At 39.2% G+C, this 23,986-nt stretch carries 27 protein-coding genes and 1 pseudogene; 25 read left to right on the forward strand and 3 right to left on the reverse strand.

All coding sequences use genetic code 11. The features are described from left to right. Positions 1 to 71: 71 nt before the first annotated feature. From QZ289_RS01710 to QZ289_RS01810, 23 genes and pseudogenes are all read left to right on the forward strand, one after another. Positions 72 to 233 (forward strand): hypothetical protein, encoded by a 162-nt coding sequence (locus tag QZ289_RS01710; protein WP_295698517.1) that lies wholly within the window; start codon positions 72 to 74, stop codon positions 231 to 233. Continuing rightward, positions 214 to 276, forward strand: coding sequence for a hypothetical protein (locus tag QZ289_RS10435; protein ID WP_363322767.1), 63 nt, complete (start codon positions 214 to 216; stop codon positions 274 to 276). Before QZ289_RS01710 ends, QZ289_RS10435 begins: the two co-directional genes overlap by 20 nt. Further along, positions 263 to 349, forward strand: a pseudogene (locus tag QZ289_RS10440) (hypothetical protein); the annotation flags it as partial. The gene QZ289_RS10435 and the pseudogene QZ289_RS10440, both read left to right, overlap by 14 nt. Before the next feature lie 33 nt (positions 350 to 382). Next, entirely contained in the window at positions 383 to 568 is a 186-nt protein-coding gene (locus tag QZ289_RS01715; protein ID WP_295698520.1) for a hypothetical protein, read from the forward strand. Between the two features lie 2 nt (positions 569 to 570). Further along, complete coding sequence (locus tag QZ289_RS01720) at positions 571 to 759, forward strand: hypothetical protein (protein WP_295698522.1); 189 nt, start codon at positions 571 to 573, stop codon at positions 757 to 759. After that, entirely contained in the window at positions 746 to 1,063 is a 318-nt protein-coding gene (locus QZ289_RS01725; protein WP_295698525.1) for a hypothetical protein, read from the forward strand. Before QZ289_RS01720 ends, QZ289_RS01725 begins: the two co-directional genes overlap by 14 nt. Positions 1,064 to 1,108: 45 nt before the next feature. Beyond that, a complete protein-coding gene (locus QZ289_RS01730) occupies positions 1,109 to 1,564 on the forward strand; it encodes a hypothetical protein (RefSeq protein ID WP_295698528.1) in 456 nt (151 codons plus the stop codon). Further along, positions 1,554 to 3,014 (forward strand): glycosyltransferase, encoded by a 1,461-nt coding sequence (locus QZ289_RS01735; protein ID WP_295698530.1) that lies wholly within the window; start codon positions 1,554 to 1,556, stop codon positions 3,012 to 3,014. Before QZ289_RS01730 ends, QZ289_RS01735 begins: the two co-directional genes overlap by 11 nt. Next, entirely contained in the window at positions 2,900 to 3,997 is a 1,098-nt protein-coding gene (locus QZ289_RS01740) for a glycosyltransferase family 2 protein (protein ID WP_295698533.1), read from the forward strand. The genes QZ289_RS01735 and QZ289_RS01740 overlap by 115 nt, the downstream gene beginning before the upstream one ends. 118 nt (positions 3,998 to 4,115) lie before the next feature. Next, on the forward strand, positions 4,116 to 5,300 hold the full coding sequence (locus QZ289_RS01745; protein WP_295698535.1) for a glycosyltransferase family 2 protein: 1,185 nt from the start codon (positions 4,116 to 4,118) through the stop codon (positions 5,298 to 5,300). Further along, a complete protein-coding gene (locus tag QZ289_RS01750) occupies positions 5,290 to 6,087 on the forward strand; it encodes a glycosyltransferase family 2 protein (RefSeq protein WP_295698538.1) in 798 nt (265 codons plus the stop codon). The genes QZ289_RS01745 and QZ289_RS01750 overlap by 11 nt, the downstream gene beginning before the upstream one ends. A gap of 170 nt (positions 6,088 to 6,257) precedes the next feature. Continuing rightward, on the forward strand, positions 6,258 to 7,439 hold the full coding sequence (locus QZ289_RS01755; RefSeq protein ID WP_295698540.1) for a glycosyltransferase: 1,182 nt from the start codon (positions 6,258 to 6,260) through the stop codon (positions 7,437 to 7,439). A gap of 381 nt (positions 7,440 to 7,820) precedes the next feature. After that, the gene (locus tag QZ289_RS01760) at positions 7,821 to 8,813 is read left to right on the forward strand and encodes an alpha/beta fold hydrolase (protein WP_295698544.1); all 993 of its coding nucleotides are present in this window, start codon (positions 7,821 to 7,823) and stop codon (positions 8,811 to 8,813) included. Positions 8,814 to 8,826: 13 nt separating this feature from the next. After that, the gene (locus tag QZ289_RS01765; RefSeq protein WP_295698545.1) at positions 8,827 to 9,057 is read left to right on the forward strand and encodes a hypothetical protein; all 231 of its coding nucleotides are present in this window, start codon (positions 8,827 to 8,829) and stop codon (positions 9,055 to 9,057) included. A gap of 48 nt (positions 9,058 to 9,105) precedes the next feature. Further along, a complete protein-coding gene (locus QZ289_RS01770; protein ID WP_295698547.1) occupies positions 9,106 to 10,311 on the forward strand; it encodes an aspartate kinase in 1,206 nt (401 codons plus the stop codon). 21 nt (positions 10,312 to 10,332) lie between these two features. Continuing rightward, positions 10,333 to 10,878 carry a HobA family DNA replication regulator gene (locus QZ289_RS01775; protein ID WP_295698549.1) on the forward strand — a complete coding sequence of 182 codons (546 nt, stop codon included), beginning with the start codon at positions 10,333 to 10,335 and terminating at the stop codon, positions 10,876 to 10,878. A 9-nt stretch (positions 10,879 to 10,887) separates the two neighbouring features. Further along, positions 10,888 to 11,508 carry a DNA polymerase III subunit delta' gene (locus QZ289_RS01780; protein ID WP_295698551.1) on the forward strand — a complete coding sequence of 207 codons (621 nt, stop codon included), beginning with the start codon at positions 10,888 to 10,890 and terminating at the stop codon, positions 11,506 to 11,508. Next, positions 11,505 to 12,635 carry a dihydropteroate synthase gene (folP, locus tag QZ289_RS01785; RefSeq protein ID WP_295698553.1) on the forward strand — a complete coding sequence of 377 codons (1,131 nt, stop codon included), beginning with the start codon at positions 11,505 to 11,507 and terminating at the stop codon, positions 12,633 to 12,635. Before QZ289_RS01780 ends, folP begins: the two co-directional genes overlap by 4 nt. Further along, a complete protein-coding gene (locus QZ289_RS01790) occupies positions 12,632 to 13,618 on the forward strand; it encodes a hypothetical protein (protein ID WP_295698556.1) in 987 nt (328 codons plus the stop codon). The genes folP and QZ289_RS01790 overlap by 4 nt, the downstream gene beginning before the upstream one ends. A gap of 83 nt (positions 13,619 to 13,701) precedes the next feature. Continuing rightward, positions 13,702 to 15,003 (forward strand): TolC family protein, encoded by a 1,302-nt coding sequence (locus QZ289_RS01795; protein ID WP_295698559.1) that lies wholly within the window; start codon positions 13,702 to 13,704, stop codon positions 15,001 to 15,003. A 32-nt stretch (positions 15,004 to 15,035) separates the two neighbouring features. Then, positions 15,036 to 16,088: an efflux RND transporter periplasmic adaptor subunit gene (locus tag QZ289_RS01800; protein WP_295698611.1), complete on the forward strand. Its 1,053-nt coding sequence runs from the start codon at positions 15,036 to 15,038 to the stop codon at positions 16,086 to 16,088. Then, the gene (locus QZ289_RS01805) at positions 16,088 to 19,150 is read left to right on the forward strand and encodes an efflux RND transporter permease subunit (protein WP_295698561.1); all 3,063 of its coding nucleotides are present in this window, start codon (positions 16,088 to 16,090) and stop codon (positions 19,148 to 19,150) included. The genes QZ289_RS01800 and QZ289_RS01805 overlap by 1 nt, the downstream gene beginning before the upstream one ends. A gap of 532 nt (positions 19,151 to 19,682) precedes the next feature. Further along, entirely contained in the window at positions 19,683 to 20,633 is a 951-nt protein-coding gene (locus QZ289_RS01810) for a hypothetical protein (protein ID WP_295698565.1), read from the forward strand. A 125-nt stretch (positions 20,634 to 20,758) separates the two neighbouring features. On the opposite strand, the gene QZ289_RS01815 is transcribed toward QZ289_RS01810, so the two are convergent. Both QZ289_RS01815 and QZ289_RS01820 read right to left on the reverse strand, forming a co-directional pair. Then, positions 20,759 to 21,118: a hypothetical protein gene (locus QZ289_RS01815; RefSeq protein WP_295698567.1), complete on the reverse strand. Its 360-nt coding sequence runs from the start codon at positions 21,116 to 21,118 to the stop codon at positions 20,759 to 20,761. Positions 21,119 to 21,127: 9 nt separating this feature from the next. Beyond that, positions 21,128 to 21,430, reverse strand: coding sequence for a hypothetical protein (locus tag QZ289_RS01820; RefSeq protein ID WP_295698568.1), 303 nt, complete (start codon positions 21,428 to 21,430; stop codon positions 21,128 to 21,130). A gap of 638 nt (positions 21,431 to 22,068) precedes the next feature. Between QZ289_RS01820 and QZ289_RS01825 the strand changes: the two genes are divergently transcribed. Then, positions 22,069 to 22,311 (forward strand): hypothetical protein, encoded by a 243-nt coding sequence (locus QZ289_RS01825; protein ID WP_295698570.1) that lies wholly within the window; start codon positions 22,069 to 22,071, stop codon positions 22,309 to 22,311. 43 nt (positions 22,312 to 22,354) lie between these two features. Beyond that, positions 22,355 to 23,116: a hypothetical protein gene (locus QZ289_RS01830; RefSeq protein ID WP_295698573.1), complete on the forward strand. Its 762-nt coding sequence runs from the start codon at positions 22,355 to 22,357 to the stop codon at positions 23,114 to 23,116. Between the two features lie 85 nt (positions 23,117 to 23,201). Here QZ289_RS01830 and QZ289_RS01835 read toward each other — a convergent pair whose 3' ends face one another. After that, positions 23,202 to 23,984: an ABC transporter ATP-binding protein gene (locus QZ289_RS01835; protein ID WP_295698575.1), complete on the reverse strand. Its 783-nt coding sequence runs from the start codon at positions 23,982 to 23,984 to the stop codon at positions 23,202 to 23,204. Positions 23,985 to 23,986 lie beyond the last annotated feature (2 nt).

The following is a 23,986-nucleotide window of genomic DNA, read 5'->3' on the forward strand; positions in this document are numbered from 1 at the left end:
ATTCCTAAGGTATGCTATAATCTTTGCTTTAAGATTCCTTAACCTACCCTAGAAAATAAGTAGGAGAGATGATGAAAGAAATAAAAATCCATTTTTGTGATTTTGGCGATATGGAGGGGATTGCTAAAAAGATTATCAATATCTTATCCTCGCATTTTGATGTGATACTTGATAGCAAGAATCCCGAAGTATCTCTTTTACTCTGTGTTTGGCGTGGAGCATATCCATTATGATTGTGTGAGGATTTTCTACACAGGAGAAAATCCTCACACCTAATTTTAATATATGCGACTATGCCATTGGGTTTGAGCATATTCAATTCCTTGACCGCTATATACGCTATCCACTCTATCTCTTTTATGAAGCAGATTTTGAAAAAGCCTTGCATAAACACGAAAACATATCTTCAAAAACGCTTCAAAACAAAACACGATTTTGCAATTTCATCGTCAGCAATGGTAGGGCTGACCCCTTGCGAGAAGCTACATTCCGCGCACTCAATGCTTATAAAAAGGTAGATTCAGCAGGAAAATACCTCAATAAATATCGGCGGAGCAATCAAAGATAAATTTGCCTTTCAACAGCAATGCCTTTTTTCACTTTGTTTTGAAAACTACCCCGGGCTACCTCACTGAAAAGCTTACCCAAGCTGCTGCCGCGCAAACTATCCCTATTTATTGGGGCGATACGCATTTGCAAGGCAATATAGAATCTAGCGGGGGGGGGGGTAAATACAAAAGCTCTTGTGTATGCGCATAATTTTCACAACACCCAATCCCTCATAGAATATATACGCCATATTGATACTAATGATGAAGCCAAGCTTAATATGCTTAAAGAACCACTTTTTTTAGACGCAGGGCATAAGGCATACTTTGATAAGACATTGCAAACATTCCTTCTCTCCATTATGGAGCAATCCTATGAAAAATCCTTTAGAAGAGGCAGAGCCTGCTTAAGACTATTTGAAGAGCAAAGGTACAAAAATTATATGCGCGTGCTTGGGATATTTAAAAAGGCAAAGCAACACTTAGCTGCCCTTAAATCTTATAAGTTTATATAAAACTTTTGCTATAATCTCCCCTTTATTTCACTTGCAAGGTTTGATATGACTACCACGCCAATAAGTGCCATTTATGGCGATACACTTTTTTATATCAGCGAACAGCACAGCAAGATTCCACATATTAAAAGTAATCCCGCGTATCGTATGCCCTTTTGCCACCAAAGTGTATTTGTTAAAACCTCACTCCTAAAGAAATATCATTTTGATACAAGCTTTAAAATCTGTGCAGACAATGCCTTTTTCACAAAGATATACAATCAAGGAAGCCGTTTTTACTATGTTGATATGATTGTGAGTGTTTATAATATCTATGGCATAAGCTCTAAGCCAAGTTGGCAATTTTTCAAAGAAGAATTACGTATCATCTCTGCGCACAATCCATATCATATTCCTATTTTTATCTGCAAATACGCATTGTGTCTCATAAAATATACCATCAAAATGCTTTTACCCACAGCCATATCGCATAAGATTCAAAGTATCTACCATGCTAAATAACCCCCTTATCTCTATCATTATCCCTGTGTATAATGTCGGAGCATATATTGAGCGATGTTTGCGCTCTTGTATCAATCAAACTCTATATGATATTGAAATCATTATTGTAGATGATTGCGGGAGTGATGATTCTATACATATTGCTACCCAGTATGCCCTATTGGATAAGAGAATCCGCATTGTCCATAATCCGTGTAATCTAGGACTATTCGCCGCGCGTATCACAGGAGAGAGGATAGCCAAAGGACGATATATACTGCCTGTTGATGGAGATGATTATATCAGCCTCCATACTTGCAAAATACTCTACAAAACACTTTATACTATCACAAACGCGCCCATTAAAGCCCTAAAGCTTATAAAAAATGAACGGGGGGGGGGGCATAAGATGAATACCCCCATTATCTCGCTTATTATCCCTGTGTATAATGTCCGTCCATATATATCGCGTTGCTTAGAATCCTGCATTAACCAAAGCCTAAAAGAGATTGAAATCATTATCGTAGATGATTGCGGGAGTGATGGCGCAATGGAGATTATCAAAGCTTATGCGACATTAGATTCTCGCATTAAAATTATTCATAATCCACAGAATCTAGGGACTTTTGCTGCACGTATCAAAGGGGCAAAAGAAGCAAGGGGGTTGTATCTTAGCTTTATTGATGCTGATGATTATATAGACTTATATACCTGTGAAAAAGCCTATCAAAGAATCTTGCAAGAGGCTCAATGCACCTCTTACTCCCCTCAAAATATACAATCCTATGCCCCCTACCCCCTGCAAGATTCTCTCCCTGATATTGTCTTTTTTGGTATGCGCTTTGAACCAAGAACCTTTAGGCGTGTTAGTCCTCCTGTGATTACAAAGACACTCTACGAAGAGGAGGTGCTTAGTGAAGTCTTCGCCCATTGTGCCACACCTCCGTGGCACATATGTGCGAAGCTTTATAAAGCTTCGCACATAGTGCACGTCATCGATTTTATCGTAGCACATATGGGCGAGAATCCTCGCCTTACTATGGCAGAAGATGTGTTAAAAAGCTTTTGGCTATGTGCTTTAGCACAAAAAAGCATAGGCATTAAAGATAAACTCTATATCTATTGTGATAGCGCTGCCTCTATCACACGTAAGACCGACATTGCCACACGTGATAAAAAAATCGCTGATATTTCCTGCGTGATTAATGAGTTAAAAAAACTTAACCAAATACCGATTCTCAAAGCAAATCCTGCCTTTATCCCCGCACAAACCCACGCAATCAATATCCTAAAAAGTGTGCGAGAATTAGAATATCGCTATGATGGGCTATTAGCTAATGGGGGGGGGGGTATAAGATGCTTAATTCCCTACCTCAAAGCCTGCATTCGCTCTCTTGCCTTTCATCGCAAATGGCAAACCTATGTGAGAATCCTAGCAGCCCTCCTCACACTGGGCAAAATCAAACTCTAAGCAAAATCTCTATCATTATCCCTGTATATAATGTGCAAAGTTATATATCGCGTTGCTTAGAATCCTGCATTAACCAAAGCCTAAAAGAGATTGAAATCATTATCGTAGATGATTGCGGGAGTGATGATTCTATACATATTGCTACCCAGTATGCCCTATTGGATAAGAGAATCCGCATTGTCCATAATCCGTGTAATTTAGGCACTTTTCACGCTAGGGCAAGGGGTATCCTAGAGGCAAAAGGTGAGTATTGTATGTTTGCCGATCCTGATGATTATCTGGCTCTAAATGCCTGTGAAGTAGCCTACCATACGATAGAAGAAAAACAAGTAGATATAGTGCATTTTGGCATAGACTATAAGCCTAGAGAGCTTAAGCGCATTAAGCCCATCGTGCATAAAGGAAGGCTTGAGGGTGAGGCTATGCGCTACTTTTTAAGTGCGGGGAATAATACACAAAGCCTTTGTGATAAAATCTACCCAAAAAAGATTTTACTCCAAGCCCTGAAATCCTGTGAGTTTGCCCCTCCGCTCAATATGCTTGAAGATGGGCTACTCGTGCTAGTAGCAAGTCTGCACTCTCATAGCTATTATGGAATCTCCCAAAGCCTCTATACCTATTGCCATAACCCCCAATCCATCACTAAAGACAAAAGCCCAAAGCGATTAGCGCAAAAGCAATATTTTTTAGACAAGCTTTTGCATATCACTTCACATTTATGCATACTCTACCCCCATCATCACGCACTTATTTACAAGTATCAACGCAAAGTCGCCTCCACATTAATGATAGAAAGCAGGGATTTTAGCTCCTTTGAACTCTATGCCTCTATGCAAATTCTTAACAAACACGGCTTTAGCAAAACTTGCGATATCCCCCCTTATGTGAAAAGCACTATCCTATCGCTTCTCTATGCTTTCAGGTGGCAAAACTGCGTTCGTCTTTTTGTCTTTATCTGCAGCTTTGGCAAATGGCGGTTATAAAACAAATATTAAGTAATCCTACTTTATAATCCTATCCTCATCTTATCTTCTTAAGGATCTTTATCTTATGTCAGCAAATCCCATCACGCTACATTGCCTTATGTAGAAAAGGGCAGATATGTCGCCTAGAATCTCCCTTATTATCCCTACCTACAATGCCAAAGATTATATAGCCATCTGCTTAGAATCTTGTATAAACCAAAGCTTTAGGGATATTGAGATACTTATTATCGATGATTGCGGGAATGATGGGGCAATAGATATTGCAAAATCCTACGCTAAGCGCGATTCTCGCATTAGAATTATCCGCAATTCTCAAAATCTAGGCACTTTTGCTGCACGCATTGAGGGTATCAAACACGCCAAAGGAGCATATATCTGCTTTATAGATGCTGATGATTATATAGAATCTAAAATGTGTGAAGTCCTAGAGCAAACACTATTAGCGCACAAAGAGCCTGATATAATCCACTTTAATATACACTATAAGGGCAATAAAAAGACTTCGCTTCTGGCAAATGCTGCACATAAACTACGCTATATCCTGCCTATTGGGCTCTATCTCAAGCCATTAAGCAATACAAACATTGCTTATAATTTTTTCCTCAAAAACTATCATTTTCCTAAATTCACACTTTGGGATAAATGCTTCAAAAGCACTCTATTAAAGCAGACTCTACCACTTATACAAACCTATATCCCGCTAAAGCTTATTATGGCAGAGGATATGTTGCATTTTTTTATCATCAGCCTCTTGGCTAAAAGCTATGTGGGTATCAACGCACGACTCTATGTGTATTGCCTCAATCATATCTCTATCACGCAAAATAAAGCCAAAGTAGAGAAAAAAATCCTTGATATGCGCCATATTATCCAAGCTCTACATACTCTTGCAAAAGAGCTTGTAGCGCATAATCCTCTCGCACCTAAAATTGCCAAAATAATGGGGAACAATCTCGGCTCACTTATGATTTTAGAATCTCGCTTTTACACTCCGCAACACTATGGAATGAATAATAAAATAAACAGGGGGGGGGGCAAAGCAAACATCGCTCCTAGATATAATACGTACTCATCTATCACCCCTTGTAGAGCAAAACCTTATTGCTCCCTTAAAGCCTCTGCCATTTTACACAGGCATTTGTTCGCCCTATATGCTTTGCTGCATACTATCCTTGCAGTATTGGAATCGCTGCCTTACTTATATCCGTCTAAGTGTATATATCCTAAGCTTTACACATATCAAGCTCTAAGCACCCCTACCCCTCATTTTATTCTCTTAAGGCAGTCAAATGCCGCCTAGAATCTCCCTTATTACCACTGCTTTTAATGCTGCTTCTAGCATATCCTATACACTCGATTCTGTGCTATCGCAAAAATATAATGATTTTGAGCATATTATTATTGATGCTAAAAGTAGCGATGAGACCTTGCAAATTATAGAATCTTACCGCCCACGTTATGAAAAAAGGGGCTTGTCCCTCATAGTCATAAGCCAAAGCGATAAGGGTATATATGATGGTATGAATAAGGGCTTGAAATACGCTAATGGCGATATTATAGGCTTTCTTAATGCTGATGACTTTTTTGCTTCAAATGATGTCTTAGACTTTATCGCTTGGGGATTTGACAGACCCGATAATGTGCAAATTATTTATGCTAATATCACATATATTAATGCACACCATAAGCCCCTGCGCCCCCTTAAAGGCAAACCATTTAGCCGCCTTGGCTTTATGTGTGGATTCCACCCGCCCCACCCTAGCTTTTATGCTAAAAAGCGACTTTATGAGCAGTATGGCAATTTCAATCTCAAGTTCAATATTGCTGCAGATTATGAGCTTATGCTGCGGTTTTTATATAAATATGCGCTAAAGAGCTTTTATATCGATAAATGCTTTGTAAAAATGCGCGTTGGCGGGGCTTCAAATGTGAGTTTAAAAAATATATTTAAAGCAAACTTGCAATGCGCCCAAGCGTGGAGGGAAAACCACCTAAGCACCCTGCCACTTTTTATCTTGCTTAAGCCACTCACTAAGCTTAAAGATAGACTAATTATGCTCTTTAGAAGCAACGGGGGGGGGGGATAGAGTAGGATTTATTGCCCTTTGGTATTTTACTTTCTATCGTTCATTTTTATCGATTTTTTCTCCCTCTCTTTTTTCTCAACTCGCACATCCTTACTTTGCCCTATTATCGCTTTTCTCTTATCCACTAGGTGTTTTCACACCCGTTGCCAAAAGCCCTTTAAGGCTGCAATATGCCTAGATTTTATCTTTTGGGGGCTTGCGATTGCCCTAATCCTAGTGCGATAAGCAAGGCTCAAATCACACTTTGGGAAAAGCAAGGCATTATCACCTATCTAGGGGAAGCCCACGATGTCAGGGAATTTATAGAATCTAGCTCTTGTATTGTGCTGCCAAGCTATAAAGAAGGTGTTCCGCGTGTATTGTTAGAGGCTATGAGTATGGGGAAACCCATCATTAGCACTAATGTCCCGGGCTGTAAAGAATGTATCGCTCCACCGCTTAAAGTCTATAAAAACCTCCTTATAGGGCAAAATGGCATACTTATCCCGCCTAAAAATACTCAAGCCCTCATAACAGCTATGAATCTCCTCACCCCCACACGTATAAAAGAAATGGGTAAAAGGGGGAGAGACTTTGTCAAAAAACGTTTTGATATACATAGAATTATCTCACATTATCTTTGCACCACAGCCCATATTATGAATGATAAGCCGCCCAAAGCCAACTCACAAGATTCTAAACCTATCCTTGCCTTTGTGAGTAATACCTCCTATGCGATGTATAACTTCCGCTTACAAGTCCTAAAATCCCTGAAAGATAGAGGCTTTGACATACACATCATCGCCCCTTTTGATACAAGCACCCCCAAGCTACAAAATGAGGGCTTTACTACACATCATTTCTCTATAGATTCTCGCTCACTTAATCCTCTCAAAGATATACGCACCCTCTATCACCTCACCCATACTTTACGTGCACTTAAGCCTCAAATAGTCTTTAACTACACGATTAAACCCGCTATTTATAGCTCTATGCTTTGCAATACTCTAAAGATTCCCAATATTGCTATTATCACAGGGCTAGGCTATGCCTTTATCGAGGGTGGCATAGGCAAGAAAATACTGCATTCCATCGTGTGTAAAATGTATCGCTCTGCCCTCAAAAAGACATATCAAGTATGGTTTTTAAATACTGATGATATGCAGGAGTTTTTAAACCATTCTCTTATCAAGCAATCTCAAGCCTTTTTGCTTGATAGCGAGGGGGTGGATTGCCAATACTTTACTTCCTCACAATGCACCAAAAATAAGCAAGATTCTAAAGAAATGGTGTTTTTACTCATAGCGCGAATGCTGTGGGATAAAGGTGTAGGTGAATTTGCAGAAGCAGCAAAGATAATGCAGGATAAATAATAGACTAGAGATTCTAACCTTAGAATCTCACTTGATAACCAAACGAAGTGCGGTTATCAAGTGTATCCTTTTGTCCTCAAGGGCTATCGCCCTTTGCGAGATTAAATCCCTTCGGGATTGAATGGTGCGAAGCAGATTTTATATCTGCAAAGCAAGATCCTTGCGGCGATTACATCGCAACAGCAAGGGCATAATAGACTAGAGAATCTCTACCTTTTAAAACTCACTTTGCAAGTGTGGAGTGAGAAGATAATCCAGCGAACACTTCGTGCGTATGATAACCAAATCAAATAAGGCAAGTTGAATAGGTTTAGATTCTATAATCCCACCAATATTACAATTAAGAGAAATATTTCCAAACATCATTTTCAAGGAGCAGCAATGCAAGATATAATCATACAAAACAATCAAACTTTCATCTCAAATAAAGACAATCTTAGAATATTTTATGATGTGTATATGCCCTCTCACAGCTTAGAATCGCCTATCGTGGTGCAAATTGCGCACGGTATGGTGGAGCATAAAGGGCGATATGAATGGGTAGGCACACATTTAGCAAAGGCAGGTTATGTAGTGGTGATCAATGACCACAGGGCGCACGGGAAAAGCATAGATTCTACTTGTGCGTGGGGCGATATAGGCAAGAGCACTCAAAGCAAAAGCACTCAAGAGACACAAGGAAAGCAAAGCGGTATGCACTATGCAATAGATGATATGCATCAGCTTACATTGATTACAAAAGAGCGATTTAAACCTAGCAAATATGTGCTGCTGGGGCATTCTATGGGTTCTTTGCTTTCACGTGGATATATCAAGGCTTATTTATACGAGCTAGATGCCTTGATACTTTCAGGTTCTCCTGCATATAATCCGCTTGTGGGCTTAGGCAAGGCTTTAGCACAGATTCTATACAAATGCAAACTCCACACTTGGGGCAAACATTTCATCAATTCCCTCTCTTTTGGCAGATTCAATAAGCCATTTTTGCATAATAAAGATGAGGATTGCGCTAAGGGCGGATTTGCGTGGCTGTGCCGTGATAAAGATGTTATAGCAGCGTATAGAGCGGATAACGCGTGTAGCTTTGTTTTCAGCCTGCAAAGCTTTATCGCGCTTTTTGAGCTTATGCAGGAAGTGCATATCACGCACAATCTTAAAGGGGAGCATTTCCCTATATTGATTATAAGCGGGAATTGCGATAGTTGCGGGGATTTTGGCAGAGGAGTGGAAAAAATTGCCAAACAATATCAAAAAAGCGGTTTTGATGTGGAGCTAAAGCTTTATGGCGGTGCAAGGCACGAGATTTTAAATGAAATTAATAAAAAACAAGTGCTTACTGACATTATAGGCTTTATACAAAAGACTTTGAGCTAAGTCAAGGCAATATATGAGCTTAAGCAATGTCTATCTTTCCACTTACATCATTTTAAGGATAAGCTTTTTTTACCAAAAAAAGGGGGCGGTATTTTTGCTTGTTATCCTCGATTGGTATTTTGTTCCTGCAAACATACATCCCTGCAAGATTACTTCACCTATCTTAGAGATAAGCAAAATCTTGCTTACACTCGCAAAGCTAAGAGGTAATGAAACAAGGGGATATAGCAATATAGAATCTTAAGCAAGAAGATTCTATGATTAGGGCTTTATTTTACTTCAAGGTATAGATATGCTTATTGTGCAAAAATATGGCGGCACAAGTATGGGGGATTGTGATAGAATCCGCAATGTCGCCCAACGTGTCATTCAAAGCAAAGTACAGGGAAATACTCTTGTGATTGTTGTATCTGCGATGAGCGGAGAGACTGATAGACTTATTGGCTTTGCACAGCACTTTACGCCCCTCCCAAACACAAAAGAAATGGATATGCTTTTAAGCTCTGGAGAGCGCATTACAGCTGCACTTCTTGCTATTGCCCTAGAATCTATGGGGGTGAAAGCTATTTCCTTAAGCGGCAGAGGGGCGGGGATTATAACCGATAATTTTCACACAAAAGCACGTATTGAATATATCGACACAACAAAAATCTTTCACTTTCTTAATGAAGGCTATGTCGTGGTTGTAGCAGGATTCCAAGGTATCTCTACCAATGGTGAGGTAACCACACTAGGACGTGGCGGGAGTGATCTCTCTGCTGTGGCATTAGCCGGTGCGCTCAATGCTGATAAGTGTGAGATTTATAGCGATGTTGATGGTGTTTATACCACAGACCCACGCATTGTCAAAGAGGCAAGAAAGTTAGAAAAAATTAGCTATGATGAAATGCTAGAGCTTGCCTCTATGGGCGCAAAAGTCTTGCTTAATCGCTCTGTGGAATTAGCAAAAAAGCTTAATGTTAAGCTACTTTGTGCGAGTTCATTTACCCAAAGCGAAGGCACACTTATCACTAAAGAGGAGGATATAATGGAAAAACCTATTGTAAGTGGCGTAGCACTCGATAAGAATCAAGCACGAGTAAGTCTTGCTGATGTGCTAGACCGCCCGGGTATTGCCGCAGATATTTTTGGGCTTTTGGCAGATAATAATATTAATGTTGATATGATTGTCCAAACTATTGGACGTGATGGTAAGACAGATATTGACTTCACTATCCCCAAAACAGAAATAAGTCTAGTGCAGCAAGTTTTAGAGAAATTCAAAGATGATTTTGGCAATATCGAATATGATAACAATATTGCGAAAGTCTCTATTGTGGGTGTAGGTATGAAGTCCCATTCAGGAGTGGCAAGCACGGCTTTTAAGGCATTGGCAGAGGATAATATCAATATTATGATGATAAGCACGAGCGAAATTAAGATTTCTATGATTATTAGTATCGAATTTGCCCAAGAAGCCGTAAGAAAACTCCATAGTGTATATAAACTTGAGCAGTGATTGATACCCAAAAGGGCAAATATGCAAAACATTAACGATTGGCTTTTAGATACCATACGTGAAGATGAAAAAAAAGGTGTGATGTGTGGCTGGATAGAGGAAAAGCGATTTTTATTTTTGCGTGATATGGCACGTGTCATTTCACATATTATGAATGGTGGTAGCCTCATTGTCCTCACAGATGAAGCCCGCAAGTGGTTTGGTGAATACATTATCCAACATATCAATCAACCACACAAAGGACGACCATTTTTCCCTATTATTCAAATTAAACATTTGCACGATATGATAGATTCTAATGCACAAGGTGATGTGAGAGGATTTAAACTCATTAGTAATATGCTTGATATGATGTATGCAAATTATAGATTCTGGTATATTGGCAAAAAAAATATGCGCGCAAGCTTTGCCAAAAGCTATGGTGATGGGTGGTATTGGATATTTGATGAAAATGATATGTTTAGCCCTACTGATGAGCATTTAGATTATAAGCTTATTAGTCTTTTTAAACTCTTTGACAGAGCGATTCTAGCGGCTATGCTGAATAAAATTTCACTTGATATATAAGGGGCTTCAATGATAGGACTTATCCATATCACACCCCTTATGGACGAGCTCATAGAGGATCTTATAAACAATCGCGACCCGCAATATTACAAGATTTTTAGGGAAGAAGATTTAAAAATTGATATTGCCAAAGAAATAATCGCACAAAGCTATCTCACTTATGAGCAGGAAATGCTTATTGTCATTGCTGCAAATAAATACAATATCGCCGCACAAAACGCGCTTTTAAAAATTATTGAAGAGCCACCAGAGAAAGTGCAATTTATCATCATCGCTAAAAATAAAAATGCCCTTATCCCCACTATCCGCTCTCGTATGCGTCTTATAGTACATAAACACAAGGCATTTATCCCACCCTTTGAGCTCGATGTCAAAAAGCTAAGCTTAGAATCTATCTATACATTTTGTAAGCAAAACGATAGTGCTAATCACAGCAAGGAGGCTATTAAACTGCGGATTCAATCTTTGCTTTTTGCCCTTTTTGAGGCAAAGATTACACTCACACAAAAAGAGCTTTCTTTGTTTGATAAAGCCATAGCGCTTAATCAAAACGACGCCACAGAGAAGCAAAACTACATCTTTTTGCCCCTCCTGCTTAGAATCTACCAAAAACAAAAGGGTAAAAAATGATAGTCAAAAGGCTAAATATTGCCTCCATTCCACAAGCGATACAATCCATGGGAACAGACACTATGGGACAAAAGATTATGAGTAAAAAGGCGCAGATTCTTGCCTTTGAGATACGCAATTTAAGCTTTGAAGCGGCAAATATCCTTAAGCAAGAAGCTTTAAGTGTAGGTGGGGAATGCGCCACACCAAGAGGCACTATCACACATAAAGGAGAGCATATCGCCCTGCTTTTTGGCACACAAGCCCAATTTGCAAAATTACTCCCTAAACTCGCCCTGCAGCCCTTTGGACTAAAATCACTTAAAAAGACATTAGAATCCCATTTACGTCCATTCCATCATACGCCTGAAATAATGGCGATTGTGAATGTTACGCCTGATAGCTTTTATGCTGCCTCAAGGCAAAGTCCGCAAAGCGCAATACACAGAATCTGCTCACTTTTAGAAAAGGATATAACTTATATTGATGTTGGTGCGGCAAGCTCCCGCCCGGGGAGTGAATTGCTAGATTCACAAGAGGAGATAGCCCGTCTTAAGCCTGTGGTAGAATATATTGTCTCCCATCATCTCTATGATAAAAAATGCTTTAGTATAGATACTTATAATCCCAAAACCGCTGATTACGCCCTTTGCAATGGATTTAGCATCATTAATGATGTGAGTGGATTTAGCCATAATGATATGGCAAAAATTTGCGCTAAGCATAAAGCTAGGGCGATTTTAATGCACACTAAAGGCACACCTAAAATAATGCAGAATCTTACTCATACCTACACGCATTTATTTGATGAGATAGATAGATTTTTTATCGATAAAATCGCTACTTTTAAAGACGCGGGTGTGGAGGATATAGTCCTTGATATTGGATTTGGATTTGCTAAAAATAAGGAGCAAAATCTCGCTCTTATCAAACATTTATCACATTTTTTACATTTTGGACTGCCCTTGCTTGTAGGGGCTAGTCGTAAAAATACCATAGGAGAAATCACAGGCAAAGAAGCAGAAGAGAGACTTTCAGGCACACTTGCCCTGCATTTATATGCCCTACAAAATGGGGCAAGTATCTTACGTGCGCACGATGAAGACGCGCATATTGATATGTTAAAAATACATAAGGCAATGCAATGAATATACGAGGTGATATAACGCTCATCAAGGCATTTTTACTGCGACACGGACATACCGAGCAGGAATTAGAGAATCTTGAACGTGATGAGATGATAAACCTCTATGAGAAGGACACCCGCACACAGACATTAAACTTCTTACACTTTATAGACGAAGATTCTTATGCTGTAAAAAGCACACTTGATGAGGCGGATATTGGGGATCTTAAAACGCAAGTGCGTGAAAATGCGGATAATACTTTTATGCTGATTGAACTCATAAGAGAAGGCTTTAATCACTTTAGCTATAGCGATATTGCTGATATTTTAACTATGAATGTAAAAAATATATCTGTGCATAAATTACAGAGAATCTTGCGTATTGCTTATCGTGAATTTCAAGAAACACTTTTAGATCAAATCGCTAAACACCTCAAAGGAATGCCTATTGAAGAATATAAAACTATATTAAATTTTTATGAAAAAAACCGCGATGACATCGCACGATTAAAAAAAACTATTGCTGAACTCACCGATGAAACAAAACGACGGCAAATTGTGGATATGGCGCGTTTAAAACTGCTTGTTGTAAAAGATTTTATGCCAAAAAATATTTTTAATGAAACCTACAAAGAGTATTTAAACAATATCCCCGAGAAACTTAATCTTGTAGCTGAAATCCGCCAACTCACGGGTATGTACTCTAAAAATTACCTCAAAAATATCCCTTATGAAGAACTTGAAATCTTAAAAGAGAGAATCCTTGAAGATAAAAGACGAGATGAACGTGATCAAAAAGTCTATGCCCAATATATTCAAATGCTTGAAGAATCTATGTATGGGAGCGATGAGCAGGAATTTAGCAGTGCCTGTATTAAGATTATCACAACCTCTAACCAAGCCCAACTGGCTATGGTTATGGATTACCTCAGTGCAAAAAATCCTGTGTTTCTTAACCGGTTTGATAGTCTTCTACGGGATTTTAAAAAGAATCTTAAGCATTAAAACAAAAAGACAAGGATATTATTATGCAATTAAAAGCATATTCTTACAATACGCTTTGGCAACCAAAACAAGGATAACAAATAATGAAATATATCTGTGCCCTTATGCTCTCTCTTAGTATAGCATTGGGGGATTCTGAATTTGTAGATTTCAATAGGCTTGAAGAGGAATTTCATATCCATAAGCCCACAATTAAGCAGGATATGAGTATTGATGAATTTATTGAACGCATAGAGCAAAACTCTACTTATCTTGCTAAATCCCGTGCGATGGCGCAAAGTCTCCTTTATGAAGGGAAGGCAAATCGTGCGTGGAATAGCCCCTATATTGACGCGGAAGTTACTCGTGTAAAATCCCCAGCTGGTGGCACACAGCCTGAAAGTCTTATTTTATTTATGCTTGCTCCACGATTGCCGTGGGTGAGCTACACTCTCTCTCAAAGCTATCAAAACAAAATTCTAAGGCAAGAAAAATCCTATGAGCTAACCAAGCGTCTCGCCCTCATTAGTGCAAAACGTCTCTACCTAGACTATCTAGTCCTGAATGAGCAGCATCAAATCTACACCACACGTTATGAAAATGCCAAAAACCAGCTTAAAATCTCGCAAGTGCAATATGAAGCAGGACGTATCAGCAAAGCCCAATATCTCTTTTTCAAAAGCGATTTTCTCTCTACCAAAGTCGCACTCAAAACCTCTTACACAGAAATGCTTAACACCCTTAATGCTCTTAAAGTCATACTTGGCATCACAACTCAAGATAGCGACTTACACATTAATGGCTTAGACTTTGCATTCTTACATTCAATTGATACTCCCTATCTTGAAAAAAATTTAAAAGAAAATCTCTATTTGGATATTATTGCCCTTGATATTAAAGACTATCAATATAGTGCCAAAATCGCCTCGCAAAGCCGATTTGATAGCTTTGAAATCGGGGGTGGGATTAACACAAGTGAAACAAGCAATGGTGTGGTGTTTAAAATCAAAGTTCCCCTACCACTTACGACTAAATACGGCAATCAAAAAGCTATGTATCTTGCCTTGCAAAGCGGCGCTATACGTGAGAGCGAAATCTTAAAGGATTCACTATTAATGAATGCAAAATCCTATCTCGAACAGCTTGATGTGAAACAAGAAATCATCGCTTTAGCTAAAGATGATGAAAATAATCGTGCAGAACTCAGTGAAACCTCACGTATTGGCTATGAAGCGGGGAAAATCAGCGCATTTGAATATCTAAGTGTTAAAAATGAGCATTTAGACGCGATGATAGCTACCACACAGGCAAAACGTGATTACATATCTACACTTGCCAAACTAGAAGAGACATTAAGCTCCGTGCTGAATCTCCCTCTAACCTCATCTACAAAGGAAAAATCGTGAAAAAAACTCTATGGTTTGCTCCCTTCATCTTTATGCAATTTGCCCTCTGCTTTGAAGAGATTGTCATTTCACTTGAGGAAATTAGCAAAAATGGTATTAAAATGATTCCCCTTAATCAAGCCTTTAACACCAAGGGTGTGCCATTTAACGCTCTCATTGACTTTGATGATAAAAGCTCTACCACACAAAGCTCAAGTTTTGAAACCATTGTTGTAAATATCTACAAACGTGAGGGCGAACTCGTCCAAAAAGGAGATTTAATCTGTGATATTAGCTCAAATGAGCTAAGTGCACTCTTTTTTGAGCTTACCAATACGCAGGAGCGATTAAAAATTGCCGCTGAAAATGAAGCTAAAGACAAATCGCTTTATAAAGCAGGAGTGATCTCCAAGCGCGAATATCAATTAAGCTATCTTACAATGAATGAATTGCGCTTAAAACTTAATGAGATTAAATCAAAGCTTGATTTACTCGGCATCGACCCTAACTTTATCAAAAATGGCTCTCAAGGCAAATACGGCTTCCCTGTGGTGGCAAAGGCTTCAGGGATTCTATCCGTGGCTCCAAAGCAAAGCGGTGAGAAAATCGAAGCCTTTACCCCTTATGTGAGAATCTCAAAAAATACCGATAATATGAGCAATAATCTCCTAGGACGTATTAAAATCCCCCTCCACCTCTCGCATCATATCCAAAAAGGTGCTCCTGTCTTTGATGATAATGGCAACAGAATCGGTGAGATTGAAACCTTATCCGTGGTGATAGATAAAATCTCAAATACCATTCTTGCTACGGCAAATATCCGCAATACCAATCTCAAAGTGGGTGAAATGCTAGAGGTATATATCGATGGATTACTGCCTAAGGGGACGATTCTCATCCCTTCATCGGCTGTTATCAAAAATGGCAATGACTACCTTGTGTTTGTCCAAAGTGCTAAGGGCTTTAAACCTACCAAAATAGAAGTCGTTGAAGAGCGCGATAGTAGCTTTGTGATTAACCCTAAAGGATTAACTAATCAAAACAAGATTGCCACAGGCAATATCATTAGTCTTAAAGGCATAATGGACGGACTTGGGAGAGAGTAATGCTATCTAAAATTATTGAATCTGCCCTCCGCCAACGTATGATTGTTATCTTGAGTGCAATTATGCTTTTTATATTTGGTGTGTATTCATTTTTTACCATTCCCATTGATGCTTTCCCTGATGTCTCCTCCACACAGGTAAAAATCGTCCTCAAAGCCCCGGGTATGGCGCCAGAAGAGGTAGAAAATCGCGTTGTGCGTCCTTTAGAGCTAGAATTACTTGGTTTGCCTAATCAAAAGAGTTTGCGCAGCCTCTCAAAATACGGCATTGCCGATATTACTATTGATTTTAATGATGGCACAGATATTTATCTCGCGCGTAATATGGTCAATGAAAAGCTCTCTACCACTATGGGCGATTTGCCCTCAGGCGTAAGCGGCAGCTTAGTCCCTATTGTAACGCCACTAAGCGATATGTTTATGTTCACTCTTGAAAGCGATGGCTCTATAAGCGAGGTGCAAAAGCGCCAACTCCTTGATTTCACTATTCGCCCGGCATTGCGCAATATCAAAGGCGTGGCGGATATTAACCGCTTAGGCGGGTATGCTAAGGCGATTGTAGTCGTGCCAGATTTTGATGATATGGCACGACTTGGGATCACTATTAGCAATTTAGAAGAAGTACTTGATGCGAATCTCAAAAATGATGGCGCTGGGCGGGTATCACGCGATGAGGAGAGCTTTATTGTGAAGATTCAAACAGGCGCGATGGATATCCAGCAAATCAAAAGTATCCCTATTATTACAAAATATGGCTATACGCAGATAGGTAACTTTTGCGATGTGGTAGAGCATCATATGACACGCCTTGGGCTCACTACCATTGATGGCAAGGGTGAGACCACACAAGGCTTAGTGCTATCGCTTAAAGGGGCAAATTCACGTGATGCGATTAAAGATATAAAAGTCAAAATGGAGGAGTTAAAAGCAGAATTACCAGAGAATCTAGAAATGCGTGTATTCTATGACCGCTCAGAGCTGACACAAAAAGCTGTGAATAATGTGATTAAAACACTTGCAGAGGCTATTATTTTGATTGTGGTTTTGCTCTTTTTGTTTCTAGGAGATGTCCGCGCAGCTGTGGCTGTGAGCGTTATCCTGCCTCTTGCTATTGCTGTGGCTTTTGTGATGATGCGCTATTATGGCATTTCGGCAAATCTTATGAGTCTTGGGGGTTTAGCTATTGCAGTGGGAATCTTGGTAGATTCTGCTGTGGTTACCGTTGAAAATGCCTTTGAAAAACTAAGTTTAGCTAAAAACTCACATAAGCTCCACACGATTTATCGCGCCTGTAAGGAAATCTCCGTATCTGTTTTTAGCGGAATCCTTATTATCATCGTCTTTTTTGTCCCTATTCTCACTCTTGAGGGGTTAGAGGGCAAGTTCTTTGTCCCACTTGCTCAAACGATTGTATTTGCCCTGCTTGGCTCACTCATACTCTCTATGACCGTTATTCCTGTAATTAGCTCATTTGTGTTAAAAGCCACATCACATCACGAAACCAAAGTTACACAATTCTTTCATAGAATCTACGCTCCTATGCTGCATTTTGCCCTCACAAAGACAAAAATTTTGCTTTGTGGAGCGGCAGGCTTCCTTATTTTAAGCTTCTCTCTCTTCCCATTTATAGGAAGTGCCTTTATGCCTACCCTGCAAGAAGGCAATTTAGTACTCAATATTGAATCTAGCCCCTCTATCTCGCTAGAGCAAAGCCGCGATATGATGTTACTTATACAAAAAGAATTGCTAGAGAGGGTGTCAGAGATTAAAAGCGTTGTAACACGCACAGGTGCTGATGAAGTGGGGCTAGACCCTGCAGGATTCAACCAAAGCGATGCGTTTATATCCTTTAAACCTAAAGAGCAATGGCAAGCAAAAAATATGGAGGAGATAGAGGATAAAATCCGCGATGTAGTGAGTGATTTTAAGGGTATGAATATTGCCCTTGTGCAGCCTATTGATATGAGGATTTCCGAAATGCTTACCGGTGTTCGGGGTGATTTAGCCATCAAAATCTTTGGCTTAGAGATTGAAAAGCTCAACGAGCTAAGCACACAAATTGTAAATGTTCTCAAAAACATTCAAGGCTCGGCTGAAGTCTTCACCACACTTAATAAAGGGGTAAATTATCTTTATGTAACGCCCCAGCACTCCGTAATGGCAAGCACAGGTATTTCAAGCGATGAGCTTACCAAATTTATGCGCTCTAGCCTTGAGGGCATTATTGTTACATATATCCCACAGGGCTTTGCAAGAATCCCCGTTATCATTCGTCAAGATGCCGATATTGCCTCGGATATTACCAAGCTTAAAAGCCTGCAAATGAGTTCATTAGATGGGAATCCTGTGCCTATTAGCTCGGTAGCAAACATTAAAGAAGTCGATGGACCCGTGCAGATTCAAAGGGAGCAGTCTAAGCGCTATAGTGTCGTGCGAAGCAATGTGATAGGGCGCGATTTGGGCGGGTTTGTCGAGGAAGCAAAGCAAAAAATTGCCGCACAAGTAGAGCTGCCAGAGGGTTACTCTATTGTCTATGGAGGGCAGTTTGAGAATCAACAGCGCGCTAATAAACGATTCTCTACCGTTATTCCACTTAGTATTTTAGCTATATTTTTCATTCTCTTTTTTACCCTTAAATCCGTCTCTCTCTCTTTGCTGATTTTGCTCAATATTCCCTTTGCCGTTACTGGTGGGCTTATCTCACTCTTTTTATCGGGGGAATATATTTCTGTCCCTGCTTCTGTGGGCTTTATCGCACTTTTTGGTATTGCCGTTCTCAATGGCGTAGTGATGGTGGGCTATTTCTTGCAACTACTTAAAGAGGGATATAGCCTTGATGATACGATTGTAATTGGGGCAAAGCGGCGATTACGTCCGGTGCTAATGACGGCATTTATCGCAGGATTTGGGCTTGTGCCTATGCTGCTCTCTTCTGGTGTGGGAAGCGAAGTGCAAAAACCCCTAGCTATTGTCGTTCTAGGTGGGCTTGTAACTTCCTCAATACTCACATTGCTTATCCTCCCACCACTCTTTAGAATAGTCGTGCGCAAAATTGGCATATAGCCTCCTTATGCTTTGTAGGGATTCTATATAATAATGCAAATAAAATTGTGTTTGTTTGCATTGAAATATTGATGGTTTTTGTTTGATTTTTTACAAACACTACTTTGTTGAGATTCTTTTTCTATTAAGGGGGAGGGGCTTAAATTTGCAAGTGTGGATTAGTGTTTCACACAAATGCGAAGTCGCTCCCTCCCCCTTAAAAATCCCCCACCCCGACAACGCTTTAAGAGGAGGCACTATCGTGCAATTAATTTTATACAAGTGAGGATATACCTCACTTGTGAATAAGCAATTTTAAAATCTTGTTTGTGCCAAAAACGATGGGTTGTTTTTTTGATATTTAAATATCTCAAAAAATATTTTTACTTTAATGCTTTTAATATCTTTTATCGCAAAAAGATGTAGTCCGCATATCTCACTAAAAAATAGAGGAAGCTATCCCTCTCCTTGATTATATTTCTTATTTTATAAAAATTTTAGTATATTAATACATATTAAAGAACAGCATTACTTTAAAAACCAAGGATAAAGTATGGCACTTAGCATATTAGAACGTCTGCTTATCATTTATGAGCGCTCCAACTTTAGCGTTTCACGTTTTGCGCAAATTATTGGTAAAGACAGACGCACACTCACTTCATGGATTGACAAAAGCGTGAACAAAGAGCCTTCAAAAGATGTGCTAGATAGTATTACGCATTTTTTCCGCTATCCCCAACGTATTTGGGATAAAGATTGCGATAATGAGGAGTTTTTCGCATTGCTAACACAGATTCCAAAAAGTGAGATTAGAATCATCGACAAAGGCTATGAAGGAAGTCTAGAGTATATTTTAGACAAAGAATCTAAGCGCCGCTTTGTGATACACCCGCGTTTCCCCTCCCCTGCTTATCGCGATAAAGTCGTTACCTTTCCTTATAAATTCGGGCATTCCGCACACGCCGCACATTTACGACAAATGCGCTACGAGCTAATGCTAGAACATAGCTTTGTAAGCACAGAGTGGTATAGTATAGAATCCTTGCTTCGCTTTACATTCTCCCCCATTGGTAATATTTACAGCATTAAGGAGCGATTGGCTATTTTGGAGCTTATGCTGGAAAGCTTTGAGGATAACTACAATAAAAGTTTGTATTTGTTTGATTCGTATAGCACAAAAATCTTTGGCGTAGATACGATTTATCTCTCTTTGCACCCTAACGAATCCTTGATGTTTTTTAAAATGCCTATAGATTCTATGATTGTAGAGATTAGCAATAAACCCCTCGTGCATAGAATCCACAAGCATTTTACGTCCCCTTCACACGCCCCAAAGCACATTCCTAAAGACTATGCGCCGCAGATTCTTAAAATATGTATAGAATGCCTAGCTAATAAGCAAGATATGATAGCATTTTGCAAACTCATCGCGCACAATTCGCCCTATACGCCACTTTTTTTAAGCAGTATTGCTAAAGATATGCACCATCTCTTTGAGGCATAAGCCTAAGCAAGACAAATCACATTATTGTTAAAAGCAGCAATCAACCCATAGCTTAAAGATTATCTCTATGGATTATGCTTGTAGAATGATAGAATCTCACCCAAAGGAGCAAGATTCTATAAGAATTAGAATTGATAGTCAAAGGCAAAATATAAAATAGCCGGTATCTTGATGCTGTGCGTAACATCAAGGTTAACATAAGTACCCCAGGGTTCTGTGGGGCGTGTGGCATTTGTAGAAGTAGAGGCAACCCACTTAACATAATCTATTGGCGAGAGTTTCACCCCTAGCTCCAAAGAAGCTTTTTGTGAGAGCTGTTTAATCACACCAAAATTCACAAAATAAGGCTGTGTAGTATGCTTGTCAAATTTTTTAATCAATGAAGCAAAATCGCCAAAGCTAAAGCCATAACCCCCACCGACAAACACTCCCCACGCATTAGGTTTATTGCTAAAAAAGAGCATATAATCAATATTAGCAACCACTTGAGTATTTTACGCCTTATAGTCAATGGCTGTGTAGCTTCCAGAATGCAAGATGGCGTAGAATCTTGACCCTTGTCTTTGGCTAAACATAGCATTATAGCCCACACGTAAGCCATAGAGGAAGTCATAACTCGTTGTATTATCAATATCTTTACCTTCGTCTTCAGGGACTTGAAAATCAATGCCATAAAACCCGCCATAATAATGATTTTCTATCGTGTATCCATTAAGGCAGCTCCCAAGCATACCGCCAATAAATAAGCCACTCTCCTTCGCACCCAATGTGCCAACACACAACAAACTTAATAACATAAATATTTTTTCATTCTCTCTCCTTATGTGAAATCTTATGCAAGAATCTTGCTAAGCCTTGCTGGTATGAGAGTACATCAAATTTGTTTTTTTTTTTTTTTGATTAAGAGGAGGCTAATATATGTCATCTTAGCCTATATTGTTACTACTTTACACATAAATAAGCTGCATTAGGGAATACGATGAGTTTTAGCAAAATATAGTATAAAGATTCTGTATCTGTTTGCTTACACTTTAGTATAAAAAATTGCACAAAGTGGAGATTTGACTTCACACGAAGCTACAATAGCAAAGGCGTAATAGAATAAGCCTAAAGGGTAGAGAGGTAATCTCTATTTTAGAATATTTTTCATTTTACTTAAATGAATTGGCTTACTCTTTTGTTCTCTAGATTGTTTTGAGTTTTGCAAACTCTCGCTAATGCAAAAAGAATGTATTAATCTTTATAATGATAAGCAGAAATAATCACCCCACAAGCCCACAAACAAAGAAAAAAGCAATAATCAATCAAAACAAATCGCTTTATAAATTATGAGAGAAAAAATATTTTACAAAACTTTAAGTTGCAAAACGTAATGATTAAACCATTTATTTCGTCATTTTTGGAATAGCAATAACTTTTTCTATGGAGGTGAATTATGAAAAAGATAGCTTTAGGTTTTTTAGTTCTAGGACTTACTTCATTAAGCGCAATAGAATCTGCGCAAAAAAGTGAGCAAAATATTAACTTAACACAAGAGGATATGAAAGCGCTCTTCATATCCCATAATGTCAATGCTATTGTGCTAACCCAAGAGGAAATGCACAATACCCAAGGACAGGGCTTTCTTGCTTCTCTTGGTGTGGGATTTCTTGTTGATGGGTTACAACTGCATTTTTAAGGGAAATTGTAACGATTGGTATGTAAGCGTTAGGCTTTAAGCTATGGGTAAAACCCTTTTTGTCTTCTTGCTTCTTGTAGGCAATGCTCTTGCCTACACCTGCAATACAAGTTATTGTGATGATGACCGCCTAGGTATAGGTGCACATTATAGCAGCCTTAAATCTCCATTGTCTCAAGCGCACAACACAGGTGCTTATCTTTCTATATATTCTGGATATCATTGGCAAAGATTGTATTTGGCTGTTGATACTCTAGTGGGTTTTACACGTCCTATCTTTACATCTTATGCCGACTCTAGCACTCACAAAGAGAGTAAAGCCTATTTCTTTAGCTCTGTGGCAGCACATATTGGGTTAAAACTTGACGAGAGAGATAGGCTCTTTTTTATTTATCTTGCACCACGAATTGAGGGCTATCGTTTTAGCCAGTATGAAAAGGGAGGATTTACAGCGGGCTATGTATCTGTAGGTCCTTCTCTATTTAATCGCACCACTCTTACAGAGCGTTTAGCATTTGAGGCAAATTTAGGCATAGCTCCATTTGTTGCTAGACGTTATATGGGTGAAGACTTTGAATCTATGGCACCTAGCCTTGATGGAAGCTATAGAATCGACGCTTCTATTGGGCTACTCTTCAAACGTAGTAGCCCTTATAGTAAGAGGACAGATTTTTATGTGCGTCTTAATGGCACATTACTCAATAATAAGTCCTATATACATTCCTCTTCTCTTACACAACCCGCAAGTAAGGATTATGCACTTATGCTAGAGTGCGGTATGGTGCTTGAAAATCTCTTCCGCTAATATCCTCCAAGGATAAGAGTTTAATTCACTTTCTCTTACCCATCCTGCCTTAAATTTTACAAGATTCCAAAGATTATAATCCACACTAGATTCTTAACACATATTCATCTTGCTGTAGGCTTAAGTGGAGGCGCACATTATATAGGGCACTTAGAGCAGATTCGCTTAAAAGTGCTTTTGCGTCTCCAAAGGTCGCATTTGTAGAGCTATGAAAGCTATCATCGATTTTGTGGAGTAAAATTGCCTTATGTGAGAGAAATCGCGCGTGAGAGGGAAAATGTGTGTTTAAAATCACGCTTACGCCATTTTGGGAGCATTGCTTGAGAGTATCGCATATTGTCTTTTGATTGAAAAAATCAAGGTTAGATTCAGGCTCATCTAAAATCAATACGCGAGGCTTTTTGACTAACGCACGGGCGAAAAGCACCATTTGCAGCTCTCCGCCACTTAAGGCTAGGCACCACTTTTGCGCTAAATGAGATAGCTTCAGCTCATCTAACATCGCTAGAGAATCTTCAAAGTGCTTTGCCTTAGGCTTAATACCCACAAAAGGATTACACTCAAGAGCCACCATATCAAGCACTTTCATGTCAAAGCTATAAGTCTTTGCCTGTGGCACATAGGAGATAATCTTCCACATCTCCTTGTGTGTATAATGCCCTAAAGCCTTACCCATAAGCAGACTTTCCCCCGCGCTCCATTTGAGCAGCCCTACCATACATTTGAGCAATGTCGTCTTTCCCGCACCATTGCGCCCTAGAATGCTTAACACCTCTCCCTCCTGCAGAGTGCAGTTAATGTTTCTTAGAATCTCCTGCTTTTTGCCCTTGTAGATTCTATAAAATGAGGCATTATCAATCCTAAGCATAT

It is taken from the genome of uncultured Helicobacter sp. (genome assembly GCF_910577135.1).
Taxonomy (GTDB): domain Bacteria; phylum Campylobacterota; class Campylobacteria; order Campylobacterales; family Helicobacteraceae; genus Helicobacter_C; species Helicobacter_C mastomyrinus.